Here is a 24227-nt window from a genome sequence, read left to right as displayed (position 1 = left end):
TTTTCCTTAAAATACTACAAAAAATGTATAATTGCATCATTATATAAAATTAAACATTATATATGGTTAAAGGATAGTTCTTTGGGAGTATTTTTTGTCATACTTGGCGGGATATTTTGGGCTATTAGCGGAGTTTTGGCTGAGTATTTATTTGAAAAAGATTTTGCAGTAGAATGGGTGAGTTTTTATAGATTGTTTTTTACTGGCTTAATTTTATTGTTAATAAATTTAAAAAATATAAAATTTAAATTATTTATAGATAAAAAGGAATTTTCTTCACTTTTAATTTTTGCATTTTTTGGTTTGATTATAACCCAATATGGGTATTTTAAAGCTATTTTTTATACTGATGCAGGAACTGCTACTATGATTCAATATAGCGCACCGCTTATTGTAATGCTATATGTGTGTTTTTTAGAAAAAAGAAAAGCAAAAGCAATAGAGCTTTTAGCACTTTTTTTGATTATTTTTGCTTTATTTTTATTGCTTAGTGGGGGTGATATCACGCAGTTAAATTTCAATATCATAGGAATTTTATGGGCTATTGCAAGTGCTTTTGGGGTGGTTTTTTACTCTTTAAGTGCTAGGGCTATTATATTAAAATATGGTTTGTTTTTAATCATGGGATTAGCTAGCTTAATCGCTTCTTTTTTGCTTTTTGTATTATTGCAAGGAAATATCCCAAAATATGATTTTTCTTTAAATTCATTTTTGGCTATGGGTGGGATTATATTTATAGGCACTATAGGAGCTTTTGGCTTATATTTAAAAGGAGTTGAACTAATAGGGCCTTTAAGAGCTAGTATGATAGCTTGTATAGAACCTGTGGCTGCTGCGTTTATGAGTTTTTTATTTTTAGGAACTTTTTATAGCCTAGTTGATCTTTTAGCTTTTGCTTTAATCATTCTTAGTGTGTTTTTAAATGCTAGAAAATACTAAGATTATTATAATATTTGCAATATCAGGCTTAATTTTACTAGCATAATCATTTATTTACATGATACATCTTTTTTTATAAAGATATATCATGTATTTTATAAAATTATGTTCTATCGTGAAGTTTTTTGGCTACTTCTGCAGCTAGTTTTAGCTTTTCATTATCAAAATGAGTATAAATTCTTGAAGTGTTTAAACTTGCATGGCCTAATGCTTCTTGAACCAAAACCAAATCTTTTTGTTTTTTATAAAGTAGGGTGGCAAAAGTATGTCTTAGCATATGAGCTCCATTTTTTTGCTTGCGAATTCCTGCTTTAAATAAAATTTGTTCTACTATACGCGAGATATAAGCTTGGGTTAGGGCGGTGCCTTTTTTATTGACAAAAAGCAAGGCTTCATTGCTTAGATAATTGATTTTTACATTATCTAATAGATCTTTTATTAAATCTTTTTTAATCATCACAACGCGGTATTTATTGCCTTTGCCTCTAATGCGTATGATATAAAGATCGCTTTCTTCGCTAATATCTTTTAATTTTATATTAATAGCTTCACTCACGCGAATACCTGTAAAAATAATGATTTTTAAAATAAGTCTGTTTCTTATAGTGTTGTTTTTAAAATCCACTTCATCTATAGCATTTAAAAATCTTTTAATCTCATCTTCATTCATATATTCAGGCAATTTAATACCCTTGCTACCACTAATACCACCCCAATTTTTAAGACTTATATCAAAAATATGTGCTTTTTGTTCTTCTTCATTTTGTTTGTCTAAAAAGTCAAAAAAATTTATAACAGCGATACGATAATTTTTTTTACTAGCATCAGATAAAGAAGCAGTAGAACTTGCTAAAATTTCAACCAATAATTCCTCATCCACTTGTTTTAAAGAATGAAGCTTGTAAAAAAGCAAATACTCATATATTTTTTTCAAAGGATTAAAATATGTATTTACCCCGCTAAGTCCTGCATTTCTAGCCTTTTTAACTAAAGCATCAAGCTCTTGTATATTTTTAGCCCCTTTTGTAAGGGCAAAATTTACACTAGCTAGGCTTTGTGGATCTTTTAATTCTTTATTAGATAAAGAATTAAGTTTAAATTTCACATATTTACAAAGCCAAAATAATAATGATTTTTCAAAATTTTCTTCACAATCTAAAGGGTATTTCATTATCTACTCCAAAGCTTTTAAAGCCGCCATTTTTGCATGAATATAAGCACTATCAAATAGCTTTTTAGAATTTTCTTTGATAATCAAACCAAGTTCAGTACATCCTAAAATCACACCTTGAACTTGTGAAAATTGGGCGATTAAATCATTAAAATATTGTTTTGAGTTTTCTTTTACAATGCCTTTGCAAAGCTCATTAAAAATAATATCATTGACTTTTAATATATCATCATTCCTAGGGATGAAAACTTCAATTTTTGAATCAAGTAAAAGTTGCTTATAAAAATTTTCAACCATAGTGTATTTTGTTCCTAATAAAAGGACTTTGTCGATGTTTTGGCTTTGAAGCTCTAAAAGCATAGCCTTGGTTATATGCAAAATAGGGGTTTTAATGCTTTTTGCAATCACATCATAGCATTTATGCATAGTATTAGTGCAAATTAATATAAAATCAACTCCGCATTTTTCTAAAAGTAGGGCATGGTGTGTTAAAATCAAACTTGCTTTTTGCCAATCATTCTTGCGTTGGCATTCTTCTATCTCTTCAAAATCCACACTAGATAAAATTATCTTAGCACTATGCAATTTTCCTAGTTTTTCATTTGTTATTTTATTGATAATTTCATAATAACTAAGCGTGCTTTCATAGCTCATACCACCGATTAAACCTATGGTTTTCATTTTTTACCTTTTTTAGTAATATTAATATAAAAATTATAAAAAAATCTTACTTAAAAATATCTAGATATAATAATAAAAACAAAAATAAGGTGGAATATAATATGTTTTTTAAAAAGAAAAACACACAAAAAACAACAAAACAAAATAACAATTTAAAACAAAATGATTTTATAAAAAATAATGATATTACACAAGAAAAAAGACTCTTTGAATTTAAAGAAAATATAAAAAAATTATCTAAAAATGAAAATAGTGCCATAATTTTAGCAAAACAACTTTCAAGATTAATCCAAAAATCAAAATAAAACCTCTAAAGCATACACTTTAATTTTAAATATTCTTATTAAAAATATTTTAAATAAAACTTAATTTATATGTAAAATTATATGATAAATGATTAAAACTTTAAATTATACATATTTTGTATTGAAAACTATAATTTTCAAACTATTATATCTATAAATAATTCTATTATCTAATATAGTTTATAATGCTCTATTTTTAGGTATTTAATGCATTTTATTTTTTGTATTAATATAATTTATCCATAAAAAAATTAGTATAATTTTTTGAAAAAAAATATAATATATTATGCATAGAAAGAAAAATACAAAATCATATATTTTTTAATTCAGCTAAATTTTATTTTATATTTTAAGAATAAATAGTAGAAATTATTTAGTTAATTCTTGACTTTTAGGATAATCAAAAAACACAACTTCTCCGCTGTGTTCTTTTAATTCTTTAAAATTATTTATATCAAATTGCAAGCATAAAATAGCAGAAGTTGGAAAATTTTCTAAATCAATATGCGTTAAATACTCGCATAAATTTATTAGCAAAGGATTATGCATTACAAGCACTACCCTATTTTGTTGCAAATCTTTTATAAAATTTAAAATGGTTTCTAAGTCATCTTCATAAAAACTTTTTTCTATAACTATATCTTTTTCTTTTAATCCAAAATTTTTGCATAATTTTTGAGCTGTTTTAATACAACGCCTTGCAGGACTTGAAAAAATTTTTTGCGCTTTGAAATTTAAATTTTTTATTCTATATATCATAGTTTTAAGATCATCTTTTCCGCTAGAACTTAAATCTCTTTGTAAATCCTGTTCATAATTTTCTTTTTGTGCTTTAGCATGCCTTATAAGATAGATATATTTCATTTAATAACCTTAAATTTAGCAAAAATATAACCACATATAAAACCAAAAATATGTGCATACCAAGCTATATTTACACCCATTAAAATAGGTGCAAAACTCATTAATAATATAGCCACAATAAGTCCTTTTGTGGCAGTTTTGTCTAAATATGCATAAAATCCCATTAAAACACATATTGCTCCACTAGCTCCAACAACATTTACAAAATTACCATTAAAACTAATATATATATAAAATACACTAAGCAAAGAACATAATATCCCGCCTAAAAAATACAACAAAGCAAATTTAAAACTTTTTAAATATTTTTCCAGCATAGTTCCAAACTGAAAAAGCACTATCATATTTAAAATCAAATGTGGCCAATTTCCATGCATAAACATGGAACTTAAAATTTGCCAATAAAAACCTTGAAAGAAAAATAAATTTAAACCTAAAATTACATCCAAATTTAAAGAGTTAAAATGAAGATAATTTACATAAATAAATATAACGATATTTATTGCTATTAAAAAAGAAGCTACCATTGCCCTACTTTTTATATTTTTGATAAATTATAACAAAAAGCTATTTAATTTTTAGCTTACACACAAAATTCACACTAATAAGATACAATATCGTCAAAAATTCATTCAAGGTGAAAAATGAAAAAAATAATTCTAGTTTTTTTTCTAACTTTAAACATACTTAATGCAGGTATAGTTATAGCTCCTGATTCTTTACCAGTAAATATTAAAAAATTTATAAAAGATTATTTTAACGCAGAAATTGGTTTAGTAGAACAAGATGGTTATTCTTATGAAATTTATTTAAGCGATGGAAGTGAGTTAGAATTTTTACTTACTGGAGAATTTAAAGAAGCTGAAAATTTTAAATCATTAAATTATGCTATTTTGCCTTTAGCTATACAAAATACTATTAAAAACATCTATCCTAATACAAATATCATAGAAATAGAAAGAAAAATTTCATACTACAAAATCAAACTCAACAATCAAATGAAACTTTACATTGATGATAATGGAAACATCTTAAGACAAAAATTTGATGATTGAGTTCATTTTATAGACTCAATCAAATATGCTAATTTTGAATTTTTTCTCCAAAAAGGTTTCAATTCTTTAAAACTAACAAAAATTTCAATCACTCCGGTAGAATATGGTGCTATATCATAAGGTTCCCATATAAAAATCAATCCATTTTTTTTCACCTCAAAAATACTAGTCATTTTGATATTTTTAGTATCAAATAAATCATCTTCGCTATATTTTTCTTTAATTTTTTGTAATATGATATTTTGAAAACGATTATCTTCTAACATTAATTCATTTTTTATATCAATAAGTTTCATGTTTGATATATCATAAGTTTTTCTTTGAAAATTCACCATACCATGAGCACCACCCGTATAAGAATAAGCATTTTTTCCTAATGAAATAATATTTTTATCATAATAAAAAACATAAACTTGATTTAAAATTTCATTATTAGAAATTTCTTCATTTTTCCATTTTTTTAAAGCTTGATTAGCTTTATTCAGTAAAGATTTTTTATCCAAATTCTCATTAAAATCATCAATAATTTTTTGCAAATTTTTATCTTTACTTTCAATGCTCAACAAAGAATCTGTATAATCAAACTCTATAGTTTTATTTTCATCAATTATATTTTTTTGATCTTTTAAATTAATTTGATAAATTTTTGCATTTAAATTCTCTTTAGAAAAAATAAATTCTTTTGTTTCTTCATTTATCTTACATAAAGCTTCAAATATATCTTTTTTTGTATTTTTTAAAGCACAAGTTCCAAAATCTGTAGCACTTAAATAATACTCATCTTTTTTAGCACTGCCCCAAAAATTGTATTGATTTTCTTGAGTTTGTATAAAACCATAACTAGTATTGCTTTTCAAAGAGCTATATAGTTGTATATCAAAATTTTTACCTTGTAAAAAACTAATATCAAATGTATTTTCATCATATGCATATAAACTTGCACATAAACTTAAACAAAATGCAGTTTTTTTAATCATTCTAACCCTCCTCTACTCTGATAATTAAACTTTTTGGTAATTTAAAAAAATTTATCCACTCTTGCTCCTTTTGCCTCATTTGTCCTTGATCTTTTTCATGATCATAACCTTGCAAATGAAGCATCGCGTGTATAAAAAGCAAAGCCATCTCTTCTTCATCAGTGTGTTTAAATTCTAAAGCTTTTTTTTTAACTTCATCTATATTAATAACAATAGAACCTAATAAATTTTCACAATTATCCAAAAGTGGAAATGATAAAACATCTGTGGTTTTGTTTATGCCTCTTTGTGATAAATTAATTTCAAGCATAGTTTTTTCATCTACTAAAACAAGTTCTATATTTTTATCACTCATCTTATTAGCAATTTTTTCAAGAAAAGAAATTTCCACTTCTTCTTCGCAAAAAATCATTATTATCCTTTTGAAATTATAATTTCAAATTATATCAAATTTAAGGAGAAGTATGAAAAAAGCTCTTTGTATTATAAGTGGTGGCATGGATAGTACTTTGTGTGCGTATTTAGCCAAAAAAGAAGGATATGAAATCATTGCTTTACATTTTGATTACAACCAACGCACTATGCAAAAAGAAAAAGAATGTTTTAATAAAATTTGTGAAAAATTAAATATAAAAACAAAATATATTTTAGATGTTTCTTTTATAGCAAATATAGGCGGAAGCTCTTTGACGGATTTAAATTTAGAAATTCCTAAAGAAAAACTACACGAAAAAGAAGTTCCAAACACTTATGTTCCTTTTAGAAATGGTATTTTTTTATCCATCGCAGGAGCTATAGCTGAAAAAGAAAAATGTGAAAGTATTTTTATAGGTGTAGTTCAAGATGACAGCAGTGGATACCCTGATTGCTCGCATAATTTTATACAAAAAGCAAAAGAATTTATCAATGAAGGAACTAATAAATCATTTAAAGTTGATATAAAAACTCCTTTAGTTCATCTTAATAAAGGAGAAATTGTAACATTAGCATTAAAAGAAAAAGTTGCTTTAGAATACACTTGGTCTTGTTATGAAAGAGAAGATAAAGCATGCGGAAAATGCGATAGTTGCTTATTAAGACTAAAAGGGTTTCAAAATGCAAAAGCAAAAGATCTTATTGATTACATATAATAAATTTTATTTTTGATTTATTTTAACTTTGTATTCTATAAATATTTTATATTTTCAAGGAGTATTGTTAATGAAAAAAATATTATTTAGTTCATGTTTAATTGCTTTATTTTTAACAAATAATTCTTTCGCAAAAGATTTTGTTTTAGATAAAGCTCATTCTAGTGTTGCTTTTAAAATTAAACATCTGCAAATTAGCAATGTAAATGGAAATTTCAAAGATTATGATGCGGTGATTGATTTTGATAGTGCCAAATTTGAATTTAATAAACTTCAAGCAAATATAAAAGTTGCTTCTATAAATACTGAAAACAAAGCAAGAGATGCTCACTTACAACAAGATGATTTTTTCAAAGCCAAAACTCACCCAAACATTACTTTTACTATGAGTAAATATGAAAAAATTTCTAATGAAAAAGGTAAAATGTATGGTTTATTAAACATTGCTGGTGTAAGCAAAGATATTGTTTTAGATACTGAAATTGGTGGAGTTATCAAAACAGATAGCGACAAAGAAAAAGCTGGTTTTACTTTACAAGGACAAATCAAAAGAAGTGACTTTAAATTCGCTCCAAATACTTCTAGTTTAACACTTGGCGATGAAGTACAAATTAACATCGAAGCAGAAATTAACGAAAAATAACACTAAAAGCATTTTACCAATAAAGTAAAATGCTTTTTTGCTTATTTAGCCAACCAACCTTCTTTTTCCCAAACCTTTTGCGCTTCTTTACTTTGAGTAAATTTTATAAATTCAGCTACTTTTGGATTTTGCTTTCCTTTTTGAGTTGGAACTATTTCAGCTGCTCTATATATAATTGAATTTTTATCTGCTTTGATAAATTTGTTTTCATTTTCTCCTACCGCTTTAATCCAATGTGTCCAAATGATTAAAACATCAATGTTTGGATTATTTTTCCACTCATCAACCGCTGCTTTGGAGTTTTTAGCATATACTTTGATATTTTTTCTTAACTTCTCTAAATTTTCTATTTTACCAGTTTTTAAAGCCATATCTTCATATAAACCAACCTGCCCTGCTCCATCGACCACCATTATATTTATGCCATCTTTTAATATATCTTCAAATTTTTTAATTTTTTTAGGATTACTTGCTCTAACAATCATTCCAGAACCGCGTGCATTTAAAACTTGAACATCTTCAATTTTAATTTGCTTTGGCATAGTTTTAATAAACCCATCCATCATAGAAGTGTTACCAGAGTAAATAATATCAGCATCTACTTTTGCTTGCTTAATCCATTTAGGAGTTGGTCCTGCATTCACAACAACTTTCTCACCACTTTTTTCTTCAAATTGTTTAGCAAGTTCTTTTAAAACAGGAGCTGGGCCACCTGGACCATAAATTAAAATTTCAGCATTTAAAGTAGCTGCAGCAACTAAACTTAAAAATAAAAATTTTTTCATATACCTTCCTTTAGTAAATTTATTTTAAAAAATAAATATAGCTTTTTATAGTTAATGTTTTAATCAAATAAACTTATTTCTTTTTCTTGAGGTAAAAAATGATTTAAAAATTCTTCTTTATTTTCTTTAATAAGACAATATTTAAAATCAAAAAAATGTTTTAAATGTTTTAAATTTTCATATGAAAAATCACAAAATAATGAATTTTTTAAAGCAGTTTTAAATCCTTTTACCCCTTGAAGTTTTTGCGATATAAAGTCAAATTCATCATCATTTTCAACAAGCAATATCACTCTAGAACTTCCACCAAAAACACAAATTTCATTTTTTTGATCTACAAAATAAGCATTAAAAAGTTCTAGTTTTTTATCATTAAATGTAAAAGATATTTTATGTTTTTCTATAAAATCAACAAAACTAGCAAAAAATTCCGCATAAAAAAAAGCAAATTTTAAATCCTTAAAATATAAATTTTTGCATAACATACTTGTTTGAAATAAAGATTTACAACCTAAAAGCTTATATTCACATTGTTTTAATTGATAAAATTGAGGGTTTAATTTTAAAATAAACTCGGCATTACTTGTGCAAAAAAAAGTATTTTCCTTGGAGTTTTTTAATGTATCAAAATCGTTAAAAATATTTGCACTTAAGATTTTAAAACCAAAAGCCTTTGCAAATTTTAATTCTATATTATTGCAATATAAAAATTGATACGACTTTTCTTCGCTTAAAAACCTAAAAAATCTTAATATAGCTTCTTCAAGATTAAAAACTTGAAGATAAAATACATCTTTATCTTCAATATTGAGTTTTATTTCGCTTACTATCACATAAGCACCAAGTTTAATGGCGTAATTTGCTTGCTCTTGATTCCTTGCAAAAAAAACACTTGCAGGCTTAATTTTATTCAAATCTATACTAAAATCATAAACACTTGAAGTTGCACCATAATTAACAACTTGTGCGTTAATGAGCTCATAAAAATTTGAAATATTCATTTTAGCCTATTAAAGCACCATTTTCTATAAAATTTTCTGGTGTAATTAAAACTAATTTTCCGTTTTTTTCAGCGCTTAAAATCATACCCTGACTTTCATGTCCAAAAATTTTGGCTTTTTTTAGATTTGTTATAACACACACTTGTTTTCCAACCAATTCACTAGCTTTATAAAATTTAGCAATACCCGAAAGAACTTGTCTTAACTCACCATTTTCAAGTTCAAGCTGAAATTTTAAAAGCTTTTCACTTCCTTCTATATTTTGGCAATCTTTTACTAAAGCTATTTTTATTTCAATTTTTTTAAAATCATCAATTTTAATCTGAGGTAAACTTGGTATAACTTCTATATTTTCTTCTTTTTTATTTTCATGAGTTAATTCTATTTTTGGAAACAAAGCCTCACATGCACTAGATTTTAAATCACATAATTGCTTGTCTAAAATTAATTTTTGATAATTTTCGTTTGAAATTTCAAAATTTAAGGCTTTAGCAATTTTTAAAGCCGTTTTTGGCATAGCAGCAAAAAGCAAAATAGCTACTTTTGCTAAAATATTTGCACATAAAGCTACCAAGGCATTTGCTTTTTGTGTTTCATTGTTTTTGATTAAATTCCAAGGTTCATACTTACTAATGCTTAAATTAGCTAATGATAATGCTTTAAAAAGTTCTTCTAAATAACGATTTGGCTGGATATTTTCTAAAGCATTGATTGCGTTTTCTAAATACTCTTTACACTCATTTAACTCTTGGTTAAAAAACACACTTACATCTTTAGAATCAATAAAATTTTGAGAATATTTTGCACTCATACCAATGATTCTATTTAATAAATTTCCAAGCTCATTGCTTAACTCTGCATTGATTCTTGTAACCAATGCTCTTTGTGAAAAATCCCCATCATTACCAAAAGGAACTTCTCTGAGTAAAAAATATCTAAAAGCTTCTATACCAAAAGTATCTGCCACCTCTTTAGGAGCAACAACATTACCTTTTGATTTACTCATTTTTTCACCATCTTTTGTCCACCAACCATGTGCAGCTACAAATTTAGGCAAAGGAAGTTCTAAACTCATTAAAAAAGCTGGCCAATACACTGCATGAAATCGTAATATATCTTTACCTACAAAATGCACATGCGCAGGCCATAAATTCATATTTTTATTATCAAGTCCATAACCCAAAGCACTTATGTAATTTGTCAAAGCATCAAGCCAAACATAAACAACATGTTTATCATCATTTAATTCTTTTGGCAATTTAATACCCCATTCAAAACTAGTTCTAGTAATGGAAAGATCTTTTAAGCCACCTTCAACAAAATTTATAAGCTCGTTTGTTTTATTTTTTGGCAAAATAGGTTCTTGCTCTTTATACCATTTTAAAATTTTATCTTGATATTTTGAAAGCTTAAAAAAATAACTTTCTTCTTTTAAAAGTTGTGTTTTTTTACCACAATCTGGGCAATTACATTCATCCACAAGCTGAGTTTGAGTAAAATAACTCTCACAAGAAACACAATAAAATCCTTCATAAGTTCCTTTATATATATCACCCTTATCAAACATTTTTTTAAAAACTTGTTGCACGCTTAAGATATGATTTTCATCTGTAGTTCTAATAAAATAATCATAAGAAATTTCAAATTCATCCCAAAGTTTTTTAAATTTAGCACTGACTTCATCTGCATATTCTTTTGGGCTAAAATTTCTAGCACTAGCAGCTTGCTCTATCTTTTGGCCATGTTCATCAGTTCCTGTTAAAAAAAAAGTTCTATGTCCTTGCAAACGATAAAATCTAGCTAAAGTATCTGCTATGATAGTCGTATAAGCATGGCCAATATGTGCAACATCATTTACATAATATATAGGAGTAGTTATATAACGCATTTTTACCTCTTTAATTAAAAATCAAAACCACCTGTTTTACCTTTTGACATACTTTTATATACAGCTTCTACATATTCTTTTCTCAAAGAGCATTCAAAAACCATAGAACAAGGTAAACAAGATTTTAAGTTTTTTTCATTTTGACAAACTTGAAGTTCGTTCTTTTTTAGCTCTAAAGCTAGTTCAAATTCATCTTTAACTTCACTCATTAAAGACCTTTATAAGTTTGCTTTAGTTTTTCAATTTCATATTTTGAACCTAAAAAACAAGGAGTACTTGCATGAATTTTTTCAAATTCCAAATCAAGTAAAGAATTATTTTCTCCATTAGTTGAAAACCCACCTGCTTTTTCAAATATAAATGCAAAAGGAAAAACTTCAAAATAAGCTCTTAACTTTCCTTCTGGTGCATCTTTTGTTGCAGGATATGAAAATAATCCGCCACCTTTAAGTAAAATTTGATGCAAATCACTCACCATAGCACCAGAATATCTTAAGCGATATCCTTCATCAAACAAAGTTTTTATAAAATTTCTATGGATATTTGACCAGTTTTTTTGTGTTCCGCCAGTAGCGTTTAATTTTCCTTTTTCATTTAATTTTAAATCTTTTACAAAAATAAATTCATTATTTTGATTTAATCTAAAAAGCTTAGGAGTATCTATACAAACTACAAATTCTAAACGCACCCCATAAATTGCATAAACAGCTGCTTTTAGCTCTTTTGCACTTGCCTTTTGCTCATAAATAGCAAAAATAGAACCTATAGCAAAATTCACATCTACCAAAGAAGAACCATCTAAAGGATCATAAGCAATAATATATTTTTCATTTTCATTAATTAACATTTGCTCTTGTTTTTCTTCGCTAATTAAGCTTTTAACTCCTTTAGTTTGCTTTAAAATTCTAGTAATAATCTCATCGCTTTTAACATCAAGTTTTAATTGATTATCTCCAGTTGCATTTTGAGAACTTGTATAATCAAAATCTGTTAAATATCTAAGCTCGTGTGAAATTTCAATCACAGCTTTTTGTATATCTTTTATAAGCTCTTGCATATTTACTCCTATACTTTTTTTGAATTTTTTAATATAAAATCACAAATACTTTCTAAATCATCTAAATGAAGCCATGTTAAATTTTCACAAGAAATTTTTTCATAACTAGCTATAGCATTAGAATATGCAAAATATGACCTATCTATCTCTTTACAAAAGACACTAATTCTAGGTATAGGTAGAGTTTTTAAACCTTCTACAAATAAAAAATCAAAATCCCCTAGTTTAACTATCGCTTCATTTAAATCACTTGGAGAGTGAGTAAATAAAGTTGTTCTTGTAGGACTCAATACCATCACATCAGCACCACTTTGAAAAAATTTAAAACTATCTTTTTTTGCTATATCAAAACTTGCTTTATCTTTTGGATCATGTTTTATAATACAAACTTTATAATTTTGTTCCATAAAGTATTTAGCAACTTGAGTGATTAAAGTCGTTTTTCCCGAATTAGACGGCCCACTAAAAGCCATTGCTAATCTTTTCACTTTTACATTCCTTAAAACAAAGAAAATAAGTATAATTATATCTTTTTAAAAGTTAAAAGCTTATAATTATAAAAAAATTAGGATAAAAATATGAAAAAACTTTTTACTATTATTTTTTTAACATTTATTTTTACTGCATGTTCATATAAAAATCAAGAACAAAGTATAATAAATTTAAAAAGTCAAACTCTAATGTATGCACAAAAAATAAATTTTCAATATAAAAACGACAAAATAGCAGCTGTATTTAGCTATCTAAACCCTGTTCTTGATGAAAAAAGTCAAAAAGAAATATTTATACTTAGCTTTATACCCAATGCTAATATAGCTCAAGATCAAATTTCTATTCTTATAGATGGTAAAAAAACATTGCTAACACCTCTAAAAAAAGATGATAAATTGTTTAAATATATAATCAAGAGTGATTATGCAAGTTATTATAAAATCACCCTTGATGAATTAATACAAAAACCTATTTTGCAGCTAAATTCCTGTTTTGATAGTCAGTGTTTTGAATTAAAGTTTCAAAAAATTTCGAAATCGGTGTATTATCGTTCAGAAGATGCAAATATACAACATAATTAGCTAAAACTTTTTTAGCATATACCCTACTTTCAGCATAAGGAACAAGTTCCATAGATAAAAATGGTTCATATTTTCCTGTTTTAAACATATCTTCTCTTTTTAACATTCTTGTGGTAAAACCTATACCACCATTATAAGCATATGCCACAAAAACAGGAGAATTAAGCTTAGATTCCAAATAATCTAAATGATGATTTGCAAACATATATGCAGTTTTAGGCTCAAAAAGCATATCCTGATCAAAATTTGGAATTTGTAATTCTTTATTACCTATATGATTTGCTAAAAACGGAATAAATTGCATCATACCTAAAGCATATGAAGTAGAAATGGCTGTTGGTATAAAACGACTTTCTTGTCTAGCTAAAGCTAGTATCATTGCTTGTCTTTGAATACTATAATCTTTTAAAAGATTAAAATATGGCATTATAAAATAATGCTTTTTAAAACCTTCAGCTCTTTCTTTCATATAAGCATAAATAGCAATATTTTCTTTAGTATAAAATTCTTGAGCAAGTTTTTCTAATTCTTTTGGTGAGCTTTGACTAATTTGTTTAGATAGTTTTTGCCAAGCAAATGGATCTTTCATGTCAAAATCATTTTTTTGTTTTTTAGGTTTTAAATTTTCTATTTTAGGTAAAGGCAATCCTTTTAACTCTCTTGCATAAAGACTATATATATTTAAAGATTCACTTTGTGCGAGTTCATCGAGGTATTTTTTATCATGAGTGATTAAATAAAGCCAAAAAGTAGCATTGTCAATTAAAGCTTTACTTTTAAAAGTATCTTTTGCAACTTGAAAAAATTCTAAAGCCTTTTTTTCATCATTTTCTAAAATTGCATTTACACCCAAATAAAATGCATTATCTTGAAAAGTTAGTTTTGCATCAACATTAACCAAAGATTTTCTTATCAAAGGACTTTTTTTCTTAATGATAATTTCTTTAACAAAATTTGTAAATTCCTTTTCTTTGGCAAGTTCATCAACAAAATCTTTTTCTAAGAAAAAATCTTTTTTATCTTTTAAAAAGCTATAAATTTTATAAAAATTGACACTATCATAATTTAAAACTGCATAACTTAAAGGATCTTTAGCATTAAAAGCCTCTAAAAGTTTTGCTAAATTTGAATTATCCTGTGGAATATTTTTTTTTATCTCATTACGCGTTGAAGTATTAAGATCTTGTATAAAGGTTAAGCTATTTAATCTTACAAGCTGACAGGTAACATTAGCATCTAAAATATTTTGCGTATTAAATTTATAACAAGCTTCATATTCTTTATTATAGCCTAAAGGTGGAATAATAGCCTCAATAGCGTTTTTAATACGCCCAGCATAACGATAAATATGCTCTTTTAAACCTTCTATTTCATCTTTTTTAAATTCATTTTTTTCTAATAAACGATATAAATAATAATCCTTAGCCAAAGAATTTGGTTTTTCTTCCAATTCTTTGTAAGAATATACAGCAGAATTTGCAAAAACCACTCCAACTAAGAGCAATGCTATACTTTTTTTTAACACTTATAAACTTCCTAAAATTAAATTTGATAAAAATATTTGTATAAATTTAAGCCCTAAAATTATAATCAAAGGTGCTAAATCAATACTTCCTATAGTAGTAGGAATAAACCTTCTTACAAAAGCATAAGCAGGATTGGTTAAACGATATAAAATTTGCACTATAGGATTATATGGATCAGGTCTAACCCAAGAAATTAAAGCAGCAATAATGATAATCCATACATAAATTTCAATCACTAAAGAAAAAATTTGCACCAAAGATACAATCAAGCTTGTTCCAACTCCCATTTTACTCCTTTATAATTTCTTTAATAAAAGGTTTAATTAAAATATAAATCTCACTCATTTCAGGCCCATGAGTAGCCCCTGTCAATACCAAACGCAAAGGCATAAAGAAATTTTTACCTTTTAAATTTGTTTTTTCCATTAAAATCTTTTTAAATTCATCATAATCTTGAGGCAATTCTAACTCTTTTAAAATTTCTTTAATCAACTTGCATTCATTTTCAAATTCATCATAATTTTTAACTGCAAAAATTGCTTGTATTTTTTCTTTGATTTCATTTAATGTGCTAGCTTCTTGGGTATAAAATTTTGCAAGTTTAGCTACATCTTTGCCTAAATTTAACAAAGTATTTAATTTATCATTATCAAGCATTTTAATATGCTCGCGATTAATTTGCATTAAACGCTTAGTATCAAATCTTGCAGGAGATTTTGAAACTTTTTTCAAATCAAACCATTCTATAGCTTCATCTAAAGTAAAAATTTCTTTTGGAGTTTTATTACCTAAAAGGATTAAATAATTTGCAATAGCACTTGCTAAATATCCATTATCAAGCATCCATTTCACACTAGAGTGAGCCTCTCTTTTACTCATTTTAACGCCTTCTTCATTTAAAATGATAGGCAAATGTGCATAAGTCATGCTTTTATCATAACCCAAACTTGCTCTAATATGCTCTTGCTTAGGAGTATTTGAAACATGATCTTCACCTCTTATAATACAAGTAACACCTTCTAACATATCATCAACTGCACAAGCAAAATTATAAGTTGGAGTTTTATCAGCCCTCATAATCACAAAACTATCAATATCTTCAGGATTAAAACTAATCTCACCTTTAATATAATCAACAAATTTCATTTGTGATTGAGGTTTTTTAAGGCGAATCACAAAAGGTTTTTCACAATTTAATACATCAATATCTGCAAGTTTTTCACAAGTTCCATCATATCTATAGGCTTGGTTTTTACTTTTGGCTAATTCTTTTTTATGAGCTAATTCATCTTCAGTGCAAAAACACGCAAAAGCTTTTTTCTCACTTACTAGTTTTAAAGCCATTTGGCGATGAAATTTCAAATTCTCACTTTGTATATAATAATGTTGCCAAGTTATACCAAATTCTTTTAAAATAGCTTTTATTTCCTCTTCTTTTCCAGCAATATTTCTAGCATTATCAGTATCTTCAATACGCAAAATAAAATCAGTATTTTCTTGTCTTGCTTTAATATAATTAAACAAAGCTGCTCTTAAATTTCCAATATGCATATCTCCAGTTGGCGATGGTGCAAACCTATACATTAAAAAATCCTTTTATATTATTTTTATAATTATACAATTAAATACTTTCTATTTCTTTACAAAAATACACAAAAGTTCACATAAAATTCACTTATAATAAATAATATTCTCAAAACAAATCAATTCAAAGGATAAAAAATGAAAACAAAAATAATTTTAGCGGCTTTAGTTTTATCAAGCGTTGCTTTTGCAAGAGATATTGTTGTAGGCGTAAATGCACTACCAGCAAATTCTAAAAGCTTTATACAAAAATACTTTACAGGTTCAAATATAGCTTTGGTTAAACAAGATATTGATAGTTTTGATGTTTATTTAGACAATGGAACTGAACTTGAATTTTTTACAAATGGAGATTGGAAAGAAATTGATGCTAAATATAGACCAATTGATACTTCTTTTTTAAATCCTAATATTTTAGCAACTATCAAAAAAATGCATCCAAATGCAAGTATAATTAAAGTTGAAAAGGAAATTCAAGGTTATAAATTTAAACTCAATAACATGATGGAAATTTATACAGATATGAATGGAAATTTCTTAGGACAAAAATTTGATGATTAAAAATTAAGCTAAGCTTTTTTGCTTAGCTTTTATAAGAATTTAATGCAAGCTCTTGTATGTTATAATTAGCAATTCTCTCATAAGTAAAGCCTTTTTTCTCTAAAAAATCAAGTAAAATTTTCTCCATTTTTTCTAAAGCATTCAAGACTTCTTTTGAAAGTTCAAAACTTAATGGCTCTATGCGTTTTGGCACACAAGCTAAAATTTGAGTTTTAGGTAAATCTCCCATAAGCTCCATGTATTGTAGAGTTTGAAGCATTTCAACCTCATGTGCACTACCACTCCAATTGACTTTTTTTGGCATTGCATCATAAGGAAAGAAAAATACATCTCCAATATTAGCATCATCTGCTGCAATACAATCAATCACAACCATTTCATCATACTTAGCAATGATATAGCTAAGCTGCAAAGCTAAAGTTCCACCATCTACAAAATCAACACAATCTTTTTCATGATAAAACTTATAATTTTTTTCTAAAAGTTTGCAAAGATGAACGCCTAAGCCCTCATCTGCAAACATAATATTACCAATACCTAAAATCAATAATTTCAATGATTTTCTCTTACAAATTTGTAACCACTAAAGATAGCATCTAAAGCACCATCTTTACCTTTAACTGAGTTGAACACAGCCATATAAATATGCACTGGAACAAAAATTAACACAATCCACATTAAAATTCTATGGTAAGTTCTAACATCAGCTAATCCGCCTAACATTATTTCAATAGGTCTTAAAATATTATACAAAAACCCACCTAAACCTTCATGATATACATGCATATAAAGAATCAAGCCTGTTAAAATAAGTCCAAACATAACAAGATAAAAGAATAAATAAGTCACAAATTGCAAAGGATTATACACACCTTGCAAATGAGGATGTTTTCCTAAAAAAATGTAAAATTTAATTTGCTCTATCCATAATTTTACATTAAAAATATCTCTTATACTTCTTCTTTCATTTGCACTTTTAGAATCAAAAAAGAACAAGTAAGTCTTAAAAATAACACACGCAATCAAAATAAATCCAAAAATTTGATGAACCATGCGATATTTTGCTTGCATAAATAAAGTCGGCTCTGATGATATAGAAGGGGTTTGAAATACATATGAAATATAATATCCTGTTCCTACTAAAATCACAATTGCAACTGCTCTTAACCAATGTGTAAAACGAAGGCCTATACTAAATTCGTATTCGGCCTTTCTATTTGATTTTAAGGAATGTTTAGAATCCATACTAAAGTCCTCTTTCCTTATAAATTTACATTTACTTTATACTCGCTAAGATTATTACCTTTAGTATCCATAACATGCACAGCACATGCTATACAAGGATCATAAGAATGAATAGCTCTTATTACTTCTAAAGGCTGTTTAACATCAGCTAGTTTTGTACCTATAAGACATTGCTCGTAACTTCCACCTACTCCATTTGCATCTTTAGGACTTGCATTCCAAGTAGAAGGAACAACTGCTTGCCAATTTTCAATTACACCATTTTTAATTCTACACCAATGGCTCAATGCACCACGAGGTGCACTACCCATAAATCTACCTTTGTATTCTTTATTTTTATCAATCACATAAGTAGCACAAGTGCTTTCATCTGTTTTTAAATTTTCTACTAAAGAATTAAAAGCTTTTAAACCATGATCAGCAATAATTTTTGCTTCTATTGCTCTAGCACCTGTTCTTCCTAAAGTACTCATCAATGCTTGAACTGGTAAATTTGTAGCTTTTAAGAATGAATCAACCGCTTCTACTACGATTTTATTTCCTTTTGCATAATTTACTAAAATATTTGCTAAAGGCCCTACTTGCATAGGTAAATTTTCATATCTTGGAGCTTTAATCCAACTATATTTTCCTTTGGTATCAAATACTTTACTATGGACCATATTGCCTTTATCATCAATACTTTCACCATCAACCAAGCCTGTGTAGTTTGGATTTGTTTTACCATCATATGGGTGTAATGCTTCATTATCTGCATACCAAGCTCTTGTAGCTTCTTCAGTAATTTTTGCTTCATCTACCTCTTCTACTTTACTTAAATCACCATTTCTAATAATACCACCTTCAAATAACCATTCATCTTTAGAAACTTGGAATTCTTTTTCGGTATAGAAATTATTTACCCCTACATCATTTAGCACACTTGCTTCTTTAGAATAAGCTTTTGCAGCCATAATTAAATCAGGATAATAAGCACGATTAATAAAATCAGCCACTTCTTGGAATTTAACCATATATTCAGCCATTCTAGAAGGATTTAAAAGATCCATAACACAAGTTACACCACCAACGGTTAAACTTTGTGGATGAGGATTTTTAGCACCAAAAATTGCCATTGCTTGTGCTATTGTTCTTTGAATTCTTAAACACTCTAAATAATGTGAAAGCGCTATTAAGTTTTGCTCTGGAGTAAAGCGATAAGTTGCATGTCCATAATAAGCATTAGCAAATGGCCCAAGATTTCCTTTATCTACAAAAGTTTTAAGTCTTTGCTGAACTTCTAAAAGTTTATCTGCACCTGTTGCATAAGGCGTATCAGTATATTTAAATGCTTCGTCACTTGCTTTTTTTACATCAGCGCTTAAAGCACTTACAACATCAACAAAATCAAGCCCATGAAGTTGATAAAAATGAACCGGATGATCATGCATATATAAAGCTGCATTCATTAAAGTTCTAGTTAATACAGCATTTAATGGTGGAGTAATTCCTAAAGCATTTTCTACTGCTATTATACCTGCTCTATAATGAGAGAAAGTACAAACTCCACAAATTCTTTGTGTTAAAAAGCCTGCATCTCTTGGATCGCGTCCTTTTACGATAGTTTCCAAACCTCTCCATAATGTTGAACCTGAATATGCTTCTTTGATGACATTATTTTCATCAACCACCACTTCAACTCTTAAATGTCCTTCTATTCTAGTAAGCGGATCTATAATAATTCTTTTTGACATTCTTAATCCTTATTTTTTTCTAATGAAGCTATAATAGCATGTGCTGCAACCGCAACACCAGTTACACATAAAACACCTATACCGATTTTATCTGAAACACTATCAGCACCCAAACCATAAACGGTGTCAAATAATCTTCCTGCCATTACCTCTTCAAAAGGTCCCATGGTATCCCAAAAATCAGGCTCTGAACAACCTATACAACCATGTCCTGCTTGAATTGGCCATGAGGTATGCTGATTAAATCTTTCTCTTGAGCAATTATTAAAAGTATAAGGCCCTTTACAGCCTACTTTATAAAGACAATATCCATTTTTTGCCCCCTCATCACCAAATTGATGCACAAATTCACCCGCATCAAAACGACCTCTTCTCTCACAAAGATCATGAATTCTAAGCCCATAAGCCCATTTTGGTCTATTGTAAGCATCAAGTGCAGGCAATGTTTGATAGAGTATATAATGTATTACATTACCTATAATATTCTTTTCACTAGGTGGACAACCTGGAACATTAATAACAGCTTTATTTGTTACTTTACTTAAACTTACTGCATTACTTGGGTTTGGTCTAGCAGCTTGTATACCACCAAAAGCAGAACATGTTCCTATAGCAAAAATAGCCAAAGCATTATCACAGGCTTGCTGTGCTATTTGTTTACCTGTTTTACCATGAGGTCCTATAGTTAAAAAATGCTCTGTATTACCTGTTGGTATACCACCTTCTACCATTAAGATATATCTGCCTTTGTATTTTTCCATAGCAGCTTCAAGATTATGCTCTGCTTGCCATCCTGCAGCTCCCATTATAGTTTCATGATATTCTAAAGAAATATGATCAAAAATCAAACTATCAATAGTAGGAGCATCACTTCTTAACAAACTCTCAGAACATCCTGTACACTCAGCCATATGAAGCCAAATAACTGGAAGTCTATCACTAAGTTCAGCTGCTCTTGCAACTACTGGAGTAAAACTAGCAGGAAGTGCTAAAAAAGCTGTCATAGCACCAGCCCATTTCATAAAATCTCTTCTTGAAAAACCTGATTGCTCTAAAGCTTTTGAAATAGAAACTCCATTTTTCAAAAGAGGAAGCTTTTCTAATGCGTCTAAACGGCGATTAAAAACATCTAAATCACTCATTTTATGTTCCTTAAAAATAGAAATATCTTAAAGATTTTAAGATATTTATTGTTAAGAATAGATAAAAAAATAATATTTTTTTAAAAAAATTACAAAATATTTACAATTTAATGTTAATAAGAGTAAAAAAATCTTATTTACCCAAAGTATTTTTGGGTAAATAAACTAAATAGTAATTCATTTATTCTTTTTAATTATTATATCCTCATCGTTTGCATCTATTATTATTGCATCATTTACATTAAGCTCATCAGCTAATATCATATCGCTTAATTTATCTTCTACCATATCATACATAGCTCTTTTTAAAGGTCTAGCCCCAAAATCCACATCAAAACCAACCTTAGCTATAAACTCAGCTGCTTTTTCGCTTAAATTAGCCTTTATTCCTTTGCTTTGAAGATTTTTTTGCAAAGTTTTAAATAATAATTTCACTATCTTAATAGCCTCATTATTACCTAGCGGATTAAAAGTTATGATATCATCTAAACGATTTAAAAATTCAGGTCTAAAAAATTCTTTTAAAGCTTCTTTTATAGCCTTAGCTCTTTCTTCGCCTTTTAAATTCATTATAAATTGAGCGCCTATATTTGAAGTTAAAATTATTATGGTATTTGAAAAATCTACTACAACTCCTTTGCTATCAGTAGCTCTTGCATCATCTAAAATTCCTAAAAGTATATTAAACACATCTTTATTAGCTTTTTCAACTTCATCAAATAATATCACACTATAAGGCTTTCTTCTAACAGCTTCTGTTAATTCTCCTCCTTCTTCGTGTCCTACATATCCTGGAGGTGCTCCTAAAAGTCTTGATACACTATGTTTTTCCATAAATTCACTCATATCAAAGCGTATCATAGCTTTTTCATCATCAAATAAAAACTTAGCTAAAGCTTTTGCACATTCTGTTTTTCCAACTCCAGTAGGCCCTAAAAATAAAAAACTACCTATAGGTTTTGAGCCTTGATTAAGTCCTGCTTTATTGCGTTTTATAGATCTTGCTAATGCTTTTAAGGCTTCATCTTGCCCTACTACACTTTCTTGCAAATGCTCTTGTATATGTAAGAATTTTTGTTTTTCAGAAGTTAGCATTTTTTGCACACTAATTCCTGTCCATTTGCTTAAAATTCCTGCTACTAAATCCTCATCAACTTGATTTTTAAGCAAAACTCCGTCTTTACTCATCTTATCCCATTTTTCTTCAAGTTCTATGACTTCTTTTTCGCATTCTGGAATTTTTCCATATTCTATTTCAGCTGCTTTTTGAAAATCACCTTTATTTTTTGCAAAAATTGCTTCATTTTTTAAAGTATCTATTTCTTTTTTCTTTAAACTTATAGAATTAAATACATTTTTTTCGTTTTCAAATTGAGAATTTAGCTTGCTTTGTTCTTCTTTTAAATTTGCTAATTCTTTTTTAATCTCTTCTATTCTTTTTTCATTTGCTTCGTTTTTTTCCATTTTTAAAGCTTCATTTTCTACTTCTAAACTTTCTATTTGTTTTCTAACTTTTCTTAATGAATTTGGCTCACTTTCTATTTGCATTTTAAGCTCAGCTGCTGCTTCATCTATCAAATCAATCGCTTTATCAGGCAAAAATCTATCAGCTATATATCTTTTAGAAAGCTTTGAAGCCGCTACTAATGCACTATCATTAATGCTAACATTATGATGAATTTCAAGCTTTTCTTTTATACCTCTTAACATTGCTAAAGCTTCATTTATACTAGGTTCATTTACATTTACAGGCTGAAATCTTCTTTGTAATGCTGCATCTTTTTCAAAATACTTTCTATATTCTTTTAAAGTAGTAGCACCTATAGTGTGAAGTTCGCCTCTTGCTAAAGCTGGTTTTAATATATTTGCTGCGTCCATACTTCCTTCACTAGCACCTGCACCTACTATAGTATGAATTTCGTCTATAAACAAAATTATATTTTTATGTTTTATAACTTCATTTACAACAGCTTTTAATCTATCTTCAAATTCACCTCTATATTTTGCTCCAGCTATTAAAGAACTCATATCTAAAGCTATTACCTTTTTATTTTGCAAAGAAGTAGGAACATCTTTTTTTACTATTCTTTGAGCTAATGCCTCTACAACGGCTGTTTTTCCAACTCCTGGTTCGCCTAATAATATAGGATTATTTTTAGTTTTTCTTATTAAAATTTGCATTAATCTTTGTATTTCTTCTTCTCTTCCAATAACAGGATCAAGCTCGTTATTTGCAGCTTTTAAAGTCAAATCTATACCAAATTTTGACAAAGAATCTAAAGTTTCATCACTTGTTTTGCTATCTATTTTATTATCACCTCTAATATTTTCTAATTCTTTTTTAAATTCATTTACATCTAAAAATTTAGATAAAATTTCTTTTATTGTGTTATTGTTATCACATTCGCTAATTAACCAAGTATCAACCGCTATATAATTATCACCTTTTGCACTCATTAACGCTTTTGCATTTTCTAAAGAATTTATAAAATCATTTGAAAATTTTATATTTTCTTTATTTACATTTGAACTTGTAGGTAAATTTGCTATTTTACTTTTTATTTCAAGTTCTAAAGCTTGATTTGAAATATTTAATTTATTTAAAACTTGATTTAATAAACTAGAACTATCTACACTTAAAGCCCAAAATAAATGCAATGGTTTCACTTCATTATTTTTAGAATATATTGCTAAAGATACTGCACTTTCTACATTTGAAAGCATAGAATCTGTTAAAAAATCTTGTATATTTGCCATAACCAACTCCTTTTTTTATTTATATGAGTTATATTATATAACTTTAGTCTATTAATGTCAAGTTTATTTAGTTATACTTATAAATATTATTTTATACCTATACGCTAATA

27 protein-coding genes are annotated in these 24227 nt (G+C 27.5%); 7 read left to right on the top strand and 20 right to left on the bottom strand.

Annotated elements, in window-relative coordinates; all coding sequences use genetic code 11:
- Nucleotides 1–81 precede the first annotated feature (81 nt).
- The gene (locus CPEL_RS04060) at nt 82–939 is read left to right on the top strand and encodes a DMT family transporter (protein ID WP_044598722.1); all 858 of its coding nucleotides are present in this window, start codon (nt 82–84) and stop codon (nt 937–939) included.
- Between the two features lie 103 nt (nt 940–1042).
- On the opposite strand, the gene CPEL_RS04055 is transcribed toward CPEL_RS04060, so the two are convergent.
- The gene (locus CPEL_RS04055; RefSeq protein WP_044598721.1) at nt 1043–2110 is read right to left on the bottom strand and encodes an integrase/recombinase; all 1068 of its coding nucleotides are present in this window, start codon (nt 2108–2110) and stop codon (nt 1043–1045) included.
- A gap of 3 nt (nt 2111–2113) precedes the next feature.
- Nucleotides 2114–2791: an aspartate/glutamate racemase family protein gene (locus CPEL_RS04050; RefSeq protein WP_044598720.1), complete on the bottom strand. Its 678-nt coding sequence runs from the start codon at nt 2789–2791 to the stop codon at nt 2114–2116.
- Between the two features lie 101 nt (nt 2792–2892).
- On the opposite strand from CPEL_RS04050, the gene CPEL_RS04045 reads away from it, so the two are divergent.
- Nucleotides 2893–3096, top strand: a complete 204-nt coding sequence (locus tag CPEL_RS04045; protein ID WP_044598719.1) for a hypothetical protein — start codon at nt 2893–2895, stop codon at nt 3094–3096.
- Nucleotides 3097–3465: 369 nt separating this feature from the next.
- Here CPEL_RS04045 and CPEL_RS04040 read toward each other — a convergent pair whose 3' ends face one another.
- Nucleotides 3466–3960: a phosphohistidine phosphatase gene (locus tag CPEL_RS04040; RefSeq protein ID WP_044598718.1), complete on the bottom strand. Its 495-nt coding sequence runs from the start codon at nt 3958–3960 to the stop codon at nt 3466–3468.
- A complete protein-coding gene (locus tag CPEL_RS04035; protein WP_044598717.1) occupies nt 3957–4487 on the bottom strand; it encodes a rhomboid family intramembrane serine protease in 531 nt (176 codons plus the stop codon). Before CPEL_RS04035 ends, CPEL_RS04040 begins: the two co-directional genes overlap by 4 nt.
- Nucleotides 4488–4604: 117 nt before the next feature.
- Between CPEL_RS04035 and CPEL_RS04030 the strand changes: the two genes are divergently transcribed.
- On the top strand, nt 4605–5015 hold the full coding sequence (locus tag CPEL_RS04030; protein ID WP_044598716.1) for a PepSY-like domain-containing protein: 411 nt from the start codon (nt 4605–4607) through the stop codon (nt 5013–5015).
- A 2-nt stretch (nt 5016–5017) separates the two neighbouring features.
- Here CPEL_RS04030 and CPEL_RS04025 read toward each other — a convergent pair whose 3' ends face one another.
- Together CPEL_RS04025 and ybeY are read right to left on the bottom strand one after the other, a co-directional pair.
- On the bottom strand, nt 5018–5992 hold the full coding sequence (locus CPEL_RS04025; RefSeq protein WP_044598715.1) for a DUF3298 and DUF4163 domain-containing protein: 975 nt from the start codon (nt 5990–5992) through the stop codon (nt 5018–5020).
- Between the two features lies 1 nt (nt 5993).
- A complete protein-coding gene (gene ybeY, locus CPEL_RS04020; RefSeq protein ID WP_044598714.1) occupies nt 5994–6404 on the bottom strand; it encodes an rRNA maturation RNase YbeY in 411 nt (136 codons plus the stop codon).
- A gap of 52 nt (nt 6405–6456) precedes the next feature.
- Between ybeY and queC the strand changes: the two genes are divergently transcribed.
- The gene (gene queC, locus CPEL_RS04015) at nt 6457–7122 is read left to right on the top strand and encodes a 7-cyano-7-deazaguanine synthase QueC (RefSeq protein WP_044598713.1); all 666 of its coding nucleotides are present in this window, start codon (nt 6457–6459) and stop codon (nt 7120–7122) included.
- 70 nt (nt 7123–7192) lie between these two features.
- Complete coding sequence (locus tag CPEL_RS04010) at nt 7193–7765, top strand: YceI family protein (RefSeq protein WP_044598712.1); 573 nt, start codon at nt 7193–7195, stop codon at nt 7763–7765.
- A 41-nt stretch (nt 7766–7806) separates the two neighbouring features.
- Here CPEL_RS04010 and CPEL_RS04005 read toward each other — a convergent pair whose 3' ends face one another.
- The 6 genes from CPEL_RS04005 to mobB are packed head-to-tail and all read right to left on the bottom strand — an operon-like array spanning nt 7807 to nt 12984.
- Complete coding sequence (locus tag CPEL_RS04005) at nt 7807–8550, bottom strand: major antigenic peptide PEB2 (RefSeq protein ID WP_044598711.1); 744 nt, start codon at nt 8548–8550, stop codon at nt 7807–7809.
- Nucleotides 8551–8609: 59 nt separating this feature from the next.
- Nucleotides 8610–9551 (bottom strand): hypothetical protein, encoded by a 942-nt coding sequence (locus tag CPEL_RS04000; protein ID WP_044598710.1) that lies wholly within the window; start codon nt 9549–9551, stop codon nt 8610–8612.
- A gap of 1 nt (nt 9552) precedes the next feature.
- Nucleotides 9553–11439: a methionine--tRNA ligase gene (metG, locus tag CPEL_RS03995; RefSeq protein WP_044598709.1), complete on the bottom strand. Its 1887-nt coding sequence runs from the start codon at nt 11437–11439 to the stop codon at nt 9553–9555.
- Nucleotides 11440–11453: 14 nt separating this feature from the next.
- On the bottom strand, nt 11454–11648 hold the full coding sequence (locus tag CPEL_RS03990; protein WP_044598708.1) for a hypothetical protein: 195 nt from the start codon (nt 11646–11648) through the stop codon (nt 11454–11456).
- Complete coding sequence (locus CPEL_RS03985) at nt 11648–12496, bottom strand: class 1 fructose-bisphosphatase (protein WP_044598707.1); 849 nt, start codon at nt 12494–12496, stop codon at nt 11648–11650. Before CPEL_RS03985 ends, CPEL_RS03990 begins: the two co-directional genes overlap by 1 nt.
- 8 nt (nt 12497–12504) lie before the next feature.
- The gene (gene mobB / locus CPEL_RS03980; RefSeq protein WP_044598706.1) at nt 12505–12984 is read right to left on the bottom strand and encodes a molybdopterin-guanine dinucleotide biosynthesis protein B; all 480 of its coding nucleotides are present in this window, start codon (nt 12982–12984) and stop codon (nt 12505–12507) included.
- A 90-nt stretch (nt 12985–13074) separates the two neighbouring features.
- Between mobB and CPEL_RS09110 the strand changes: the two genes are divergently transcribed.
- Nucleotides 13075–13569: a hypothetical protein gene (locus tag CPEL_RS09110; protein ID WP_148308769.1), complete on the top strand. Its 495-nt coding sequence runs from the start codon at nt 13075–13077 to the stop codon at nt 13567–13569.
- On the opposite strand, the gene CPEL_RS03975 is transcribed toward CPEL_RS09110, so the two are convergent.
- From CPEL_RS03975 to gltX, 3 genes are read right to left on the bottom strand one after another with little or no spacing between them, the layout of a single operon-like run.
- Nucleotides 13457–15094 carry a soluble lytic murein transglycosylase gene (locus tag CPEL_RS03975; RefSeq protein WP_044598705.1) on the bottom strand — a complete coding sequence of 546 codons (1638 nt, stop codon included), beginning with the start codon at nt 15092–15094 and terminating at the stop codon, nt 13457–13459. The two genes, CPEL_RS09110 and CPEL_RS03975, sit on opposite strands and share 113 nt — an antisense overlap.
- Nucleotides 15095–15382: a YggT family protein gene (locus CPEL_RS03970; protein ID WP_012661430.1), complete on the bottom strand. Its 288-nt coding sequence runs from the start codon at nt 15380–15382 to the stop codon at nt 15095–15097. It lies immediately after the preceding gene.
- Between the two features lies 1 nt (nt 15383).
- Nucleotides 15384–16679 carry a glutamate--tRNA ligase gene (gltX, locus tag CPEL_RS03965; RefSeq protein ID WP_044598704.1) on the bottom strand — a complete coding sequence of 432 codons (1296 nt, stop codon included), beginning with the start codon at nt 16677–16679 and terminating at the stop codon, nt 15384–15386.
- 138 nt (nt 16680–16817) lie between these two features.
- Between gltX and CPEL_RS03960 the strand changes: the two genes are divergently transcribed.
- Nucleotides 16818–17240 carry a PepSY-like domain-containing protein gene (locus CPEL_RS03960; RefSeq protein WP_044598703.1) on the top strand — a complete coding sequence of 141 codons (423 nt, stop codon included), beginning with the start codon at nt 16818–16820 and terminating at the stop codon, nt 17238–17240.
- 22 nt (nt 17241–17262) lie between these two features.
- On the opposite strand, the gene CPEL_RS03955 is transcribed toward CPEL_RS03960, so the two are convergent.
- From CPEL_RS03955 to CPEL_RS03935, 5 genes are all read right to left on the bottom strand, one after another.
- Nucleotides 17263–17796 carry a HyaD/HybD family hydrogenase maturation endopeptidase gene (locus CPEL_RS03955; protein ID WP_044598702.1) on the bottom strand — a complete coding sequence of 178 codons (534 nt, stop codon included), beginning with the start codon at nt 17794–17796 and terminating at the stop codon, nt 17263–17265.
- A complete protein-coding gene (gene cybH / locus CPEL_RS03950) occupies nt 17793–18485 on the bottom strand; it encodes a Ni/Fe-hydrogenase, b-type cytochrome subunit (RefSeq protein WP_044598701.1) in 693 nt (230 codons plus the stop codon). Before cybH ends, CPEL_RS03955 begins: the two co-directional genes overlap by 4 nt.
- A gap of 17 nt (nt 18486–18502) precedes the next feature.
- Nucleotides 18503–20218 carry a nickel-dependent hydrogenase large subunit gene (locus CPEL_RS03945; protein WP_044598700.1) on the bottom strand — a complete coding sequence of 572 codons (1716 nt, stop codon included), beginning with the start codon at nt 20216–20218 and terminating at the stop codon, nt 18503–18505.
- Between the two features lie 2 nt (nt 20219–20220).
- Nucleotides 20221–21360, bottom strand: coding sequence for a [NiFe] hydrogenase, small subunit (locus CPEL_RS03940; protein ID WP_044598699.1), 1140 nt, complete (start codon nt 21358–21360; stop codon nt 20221–20223).
- Between the two features lie 177 nt (nt 21361–21537).
- Nucleotides 21538–24117, bottom strand: coding sequence for an ATP-dependent Clp protease ATP-binding subunit (locus CPEL_RS03935; RefSeq protein ID WP_044598698.1), 2580 nt, complete (start codon nt 24115–24117; stop codon nt 21538–21540).
- Nucleotides 24118–24227: the final 110 nt, after the last annotated feature.

This window comes from Campylobacter peloridis LMG 23910 (assembly GCF_000816785.1).
Classification (GTDB): domain Bacteria; phylum Campylobacterota; class Campylobacteria; order Campylobacterales; family Campylobacteraceae; genus Campylobacter_D; species Campylobacter_D peloridis.
The sequence above is the reverse complement of the archived record's forward strand: the minus strand, read 5'-3'. Positions and strand labels throughout refer to the sequence as shown.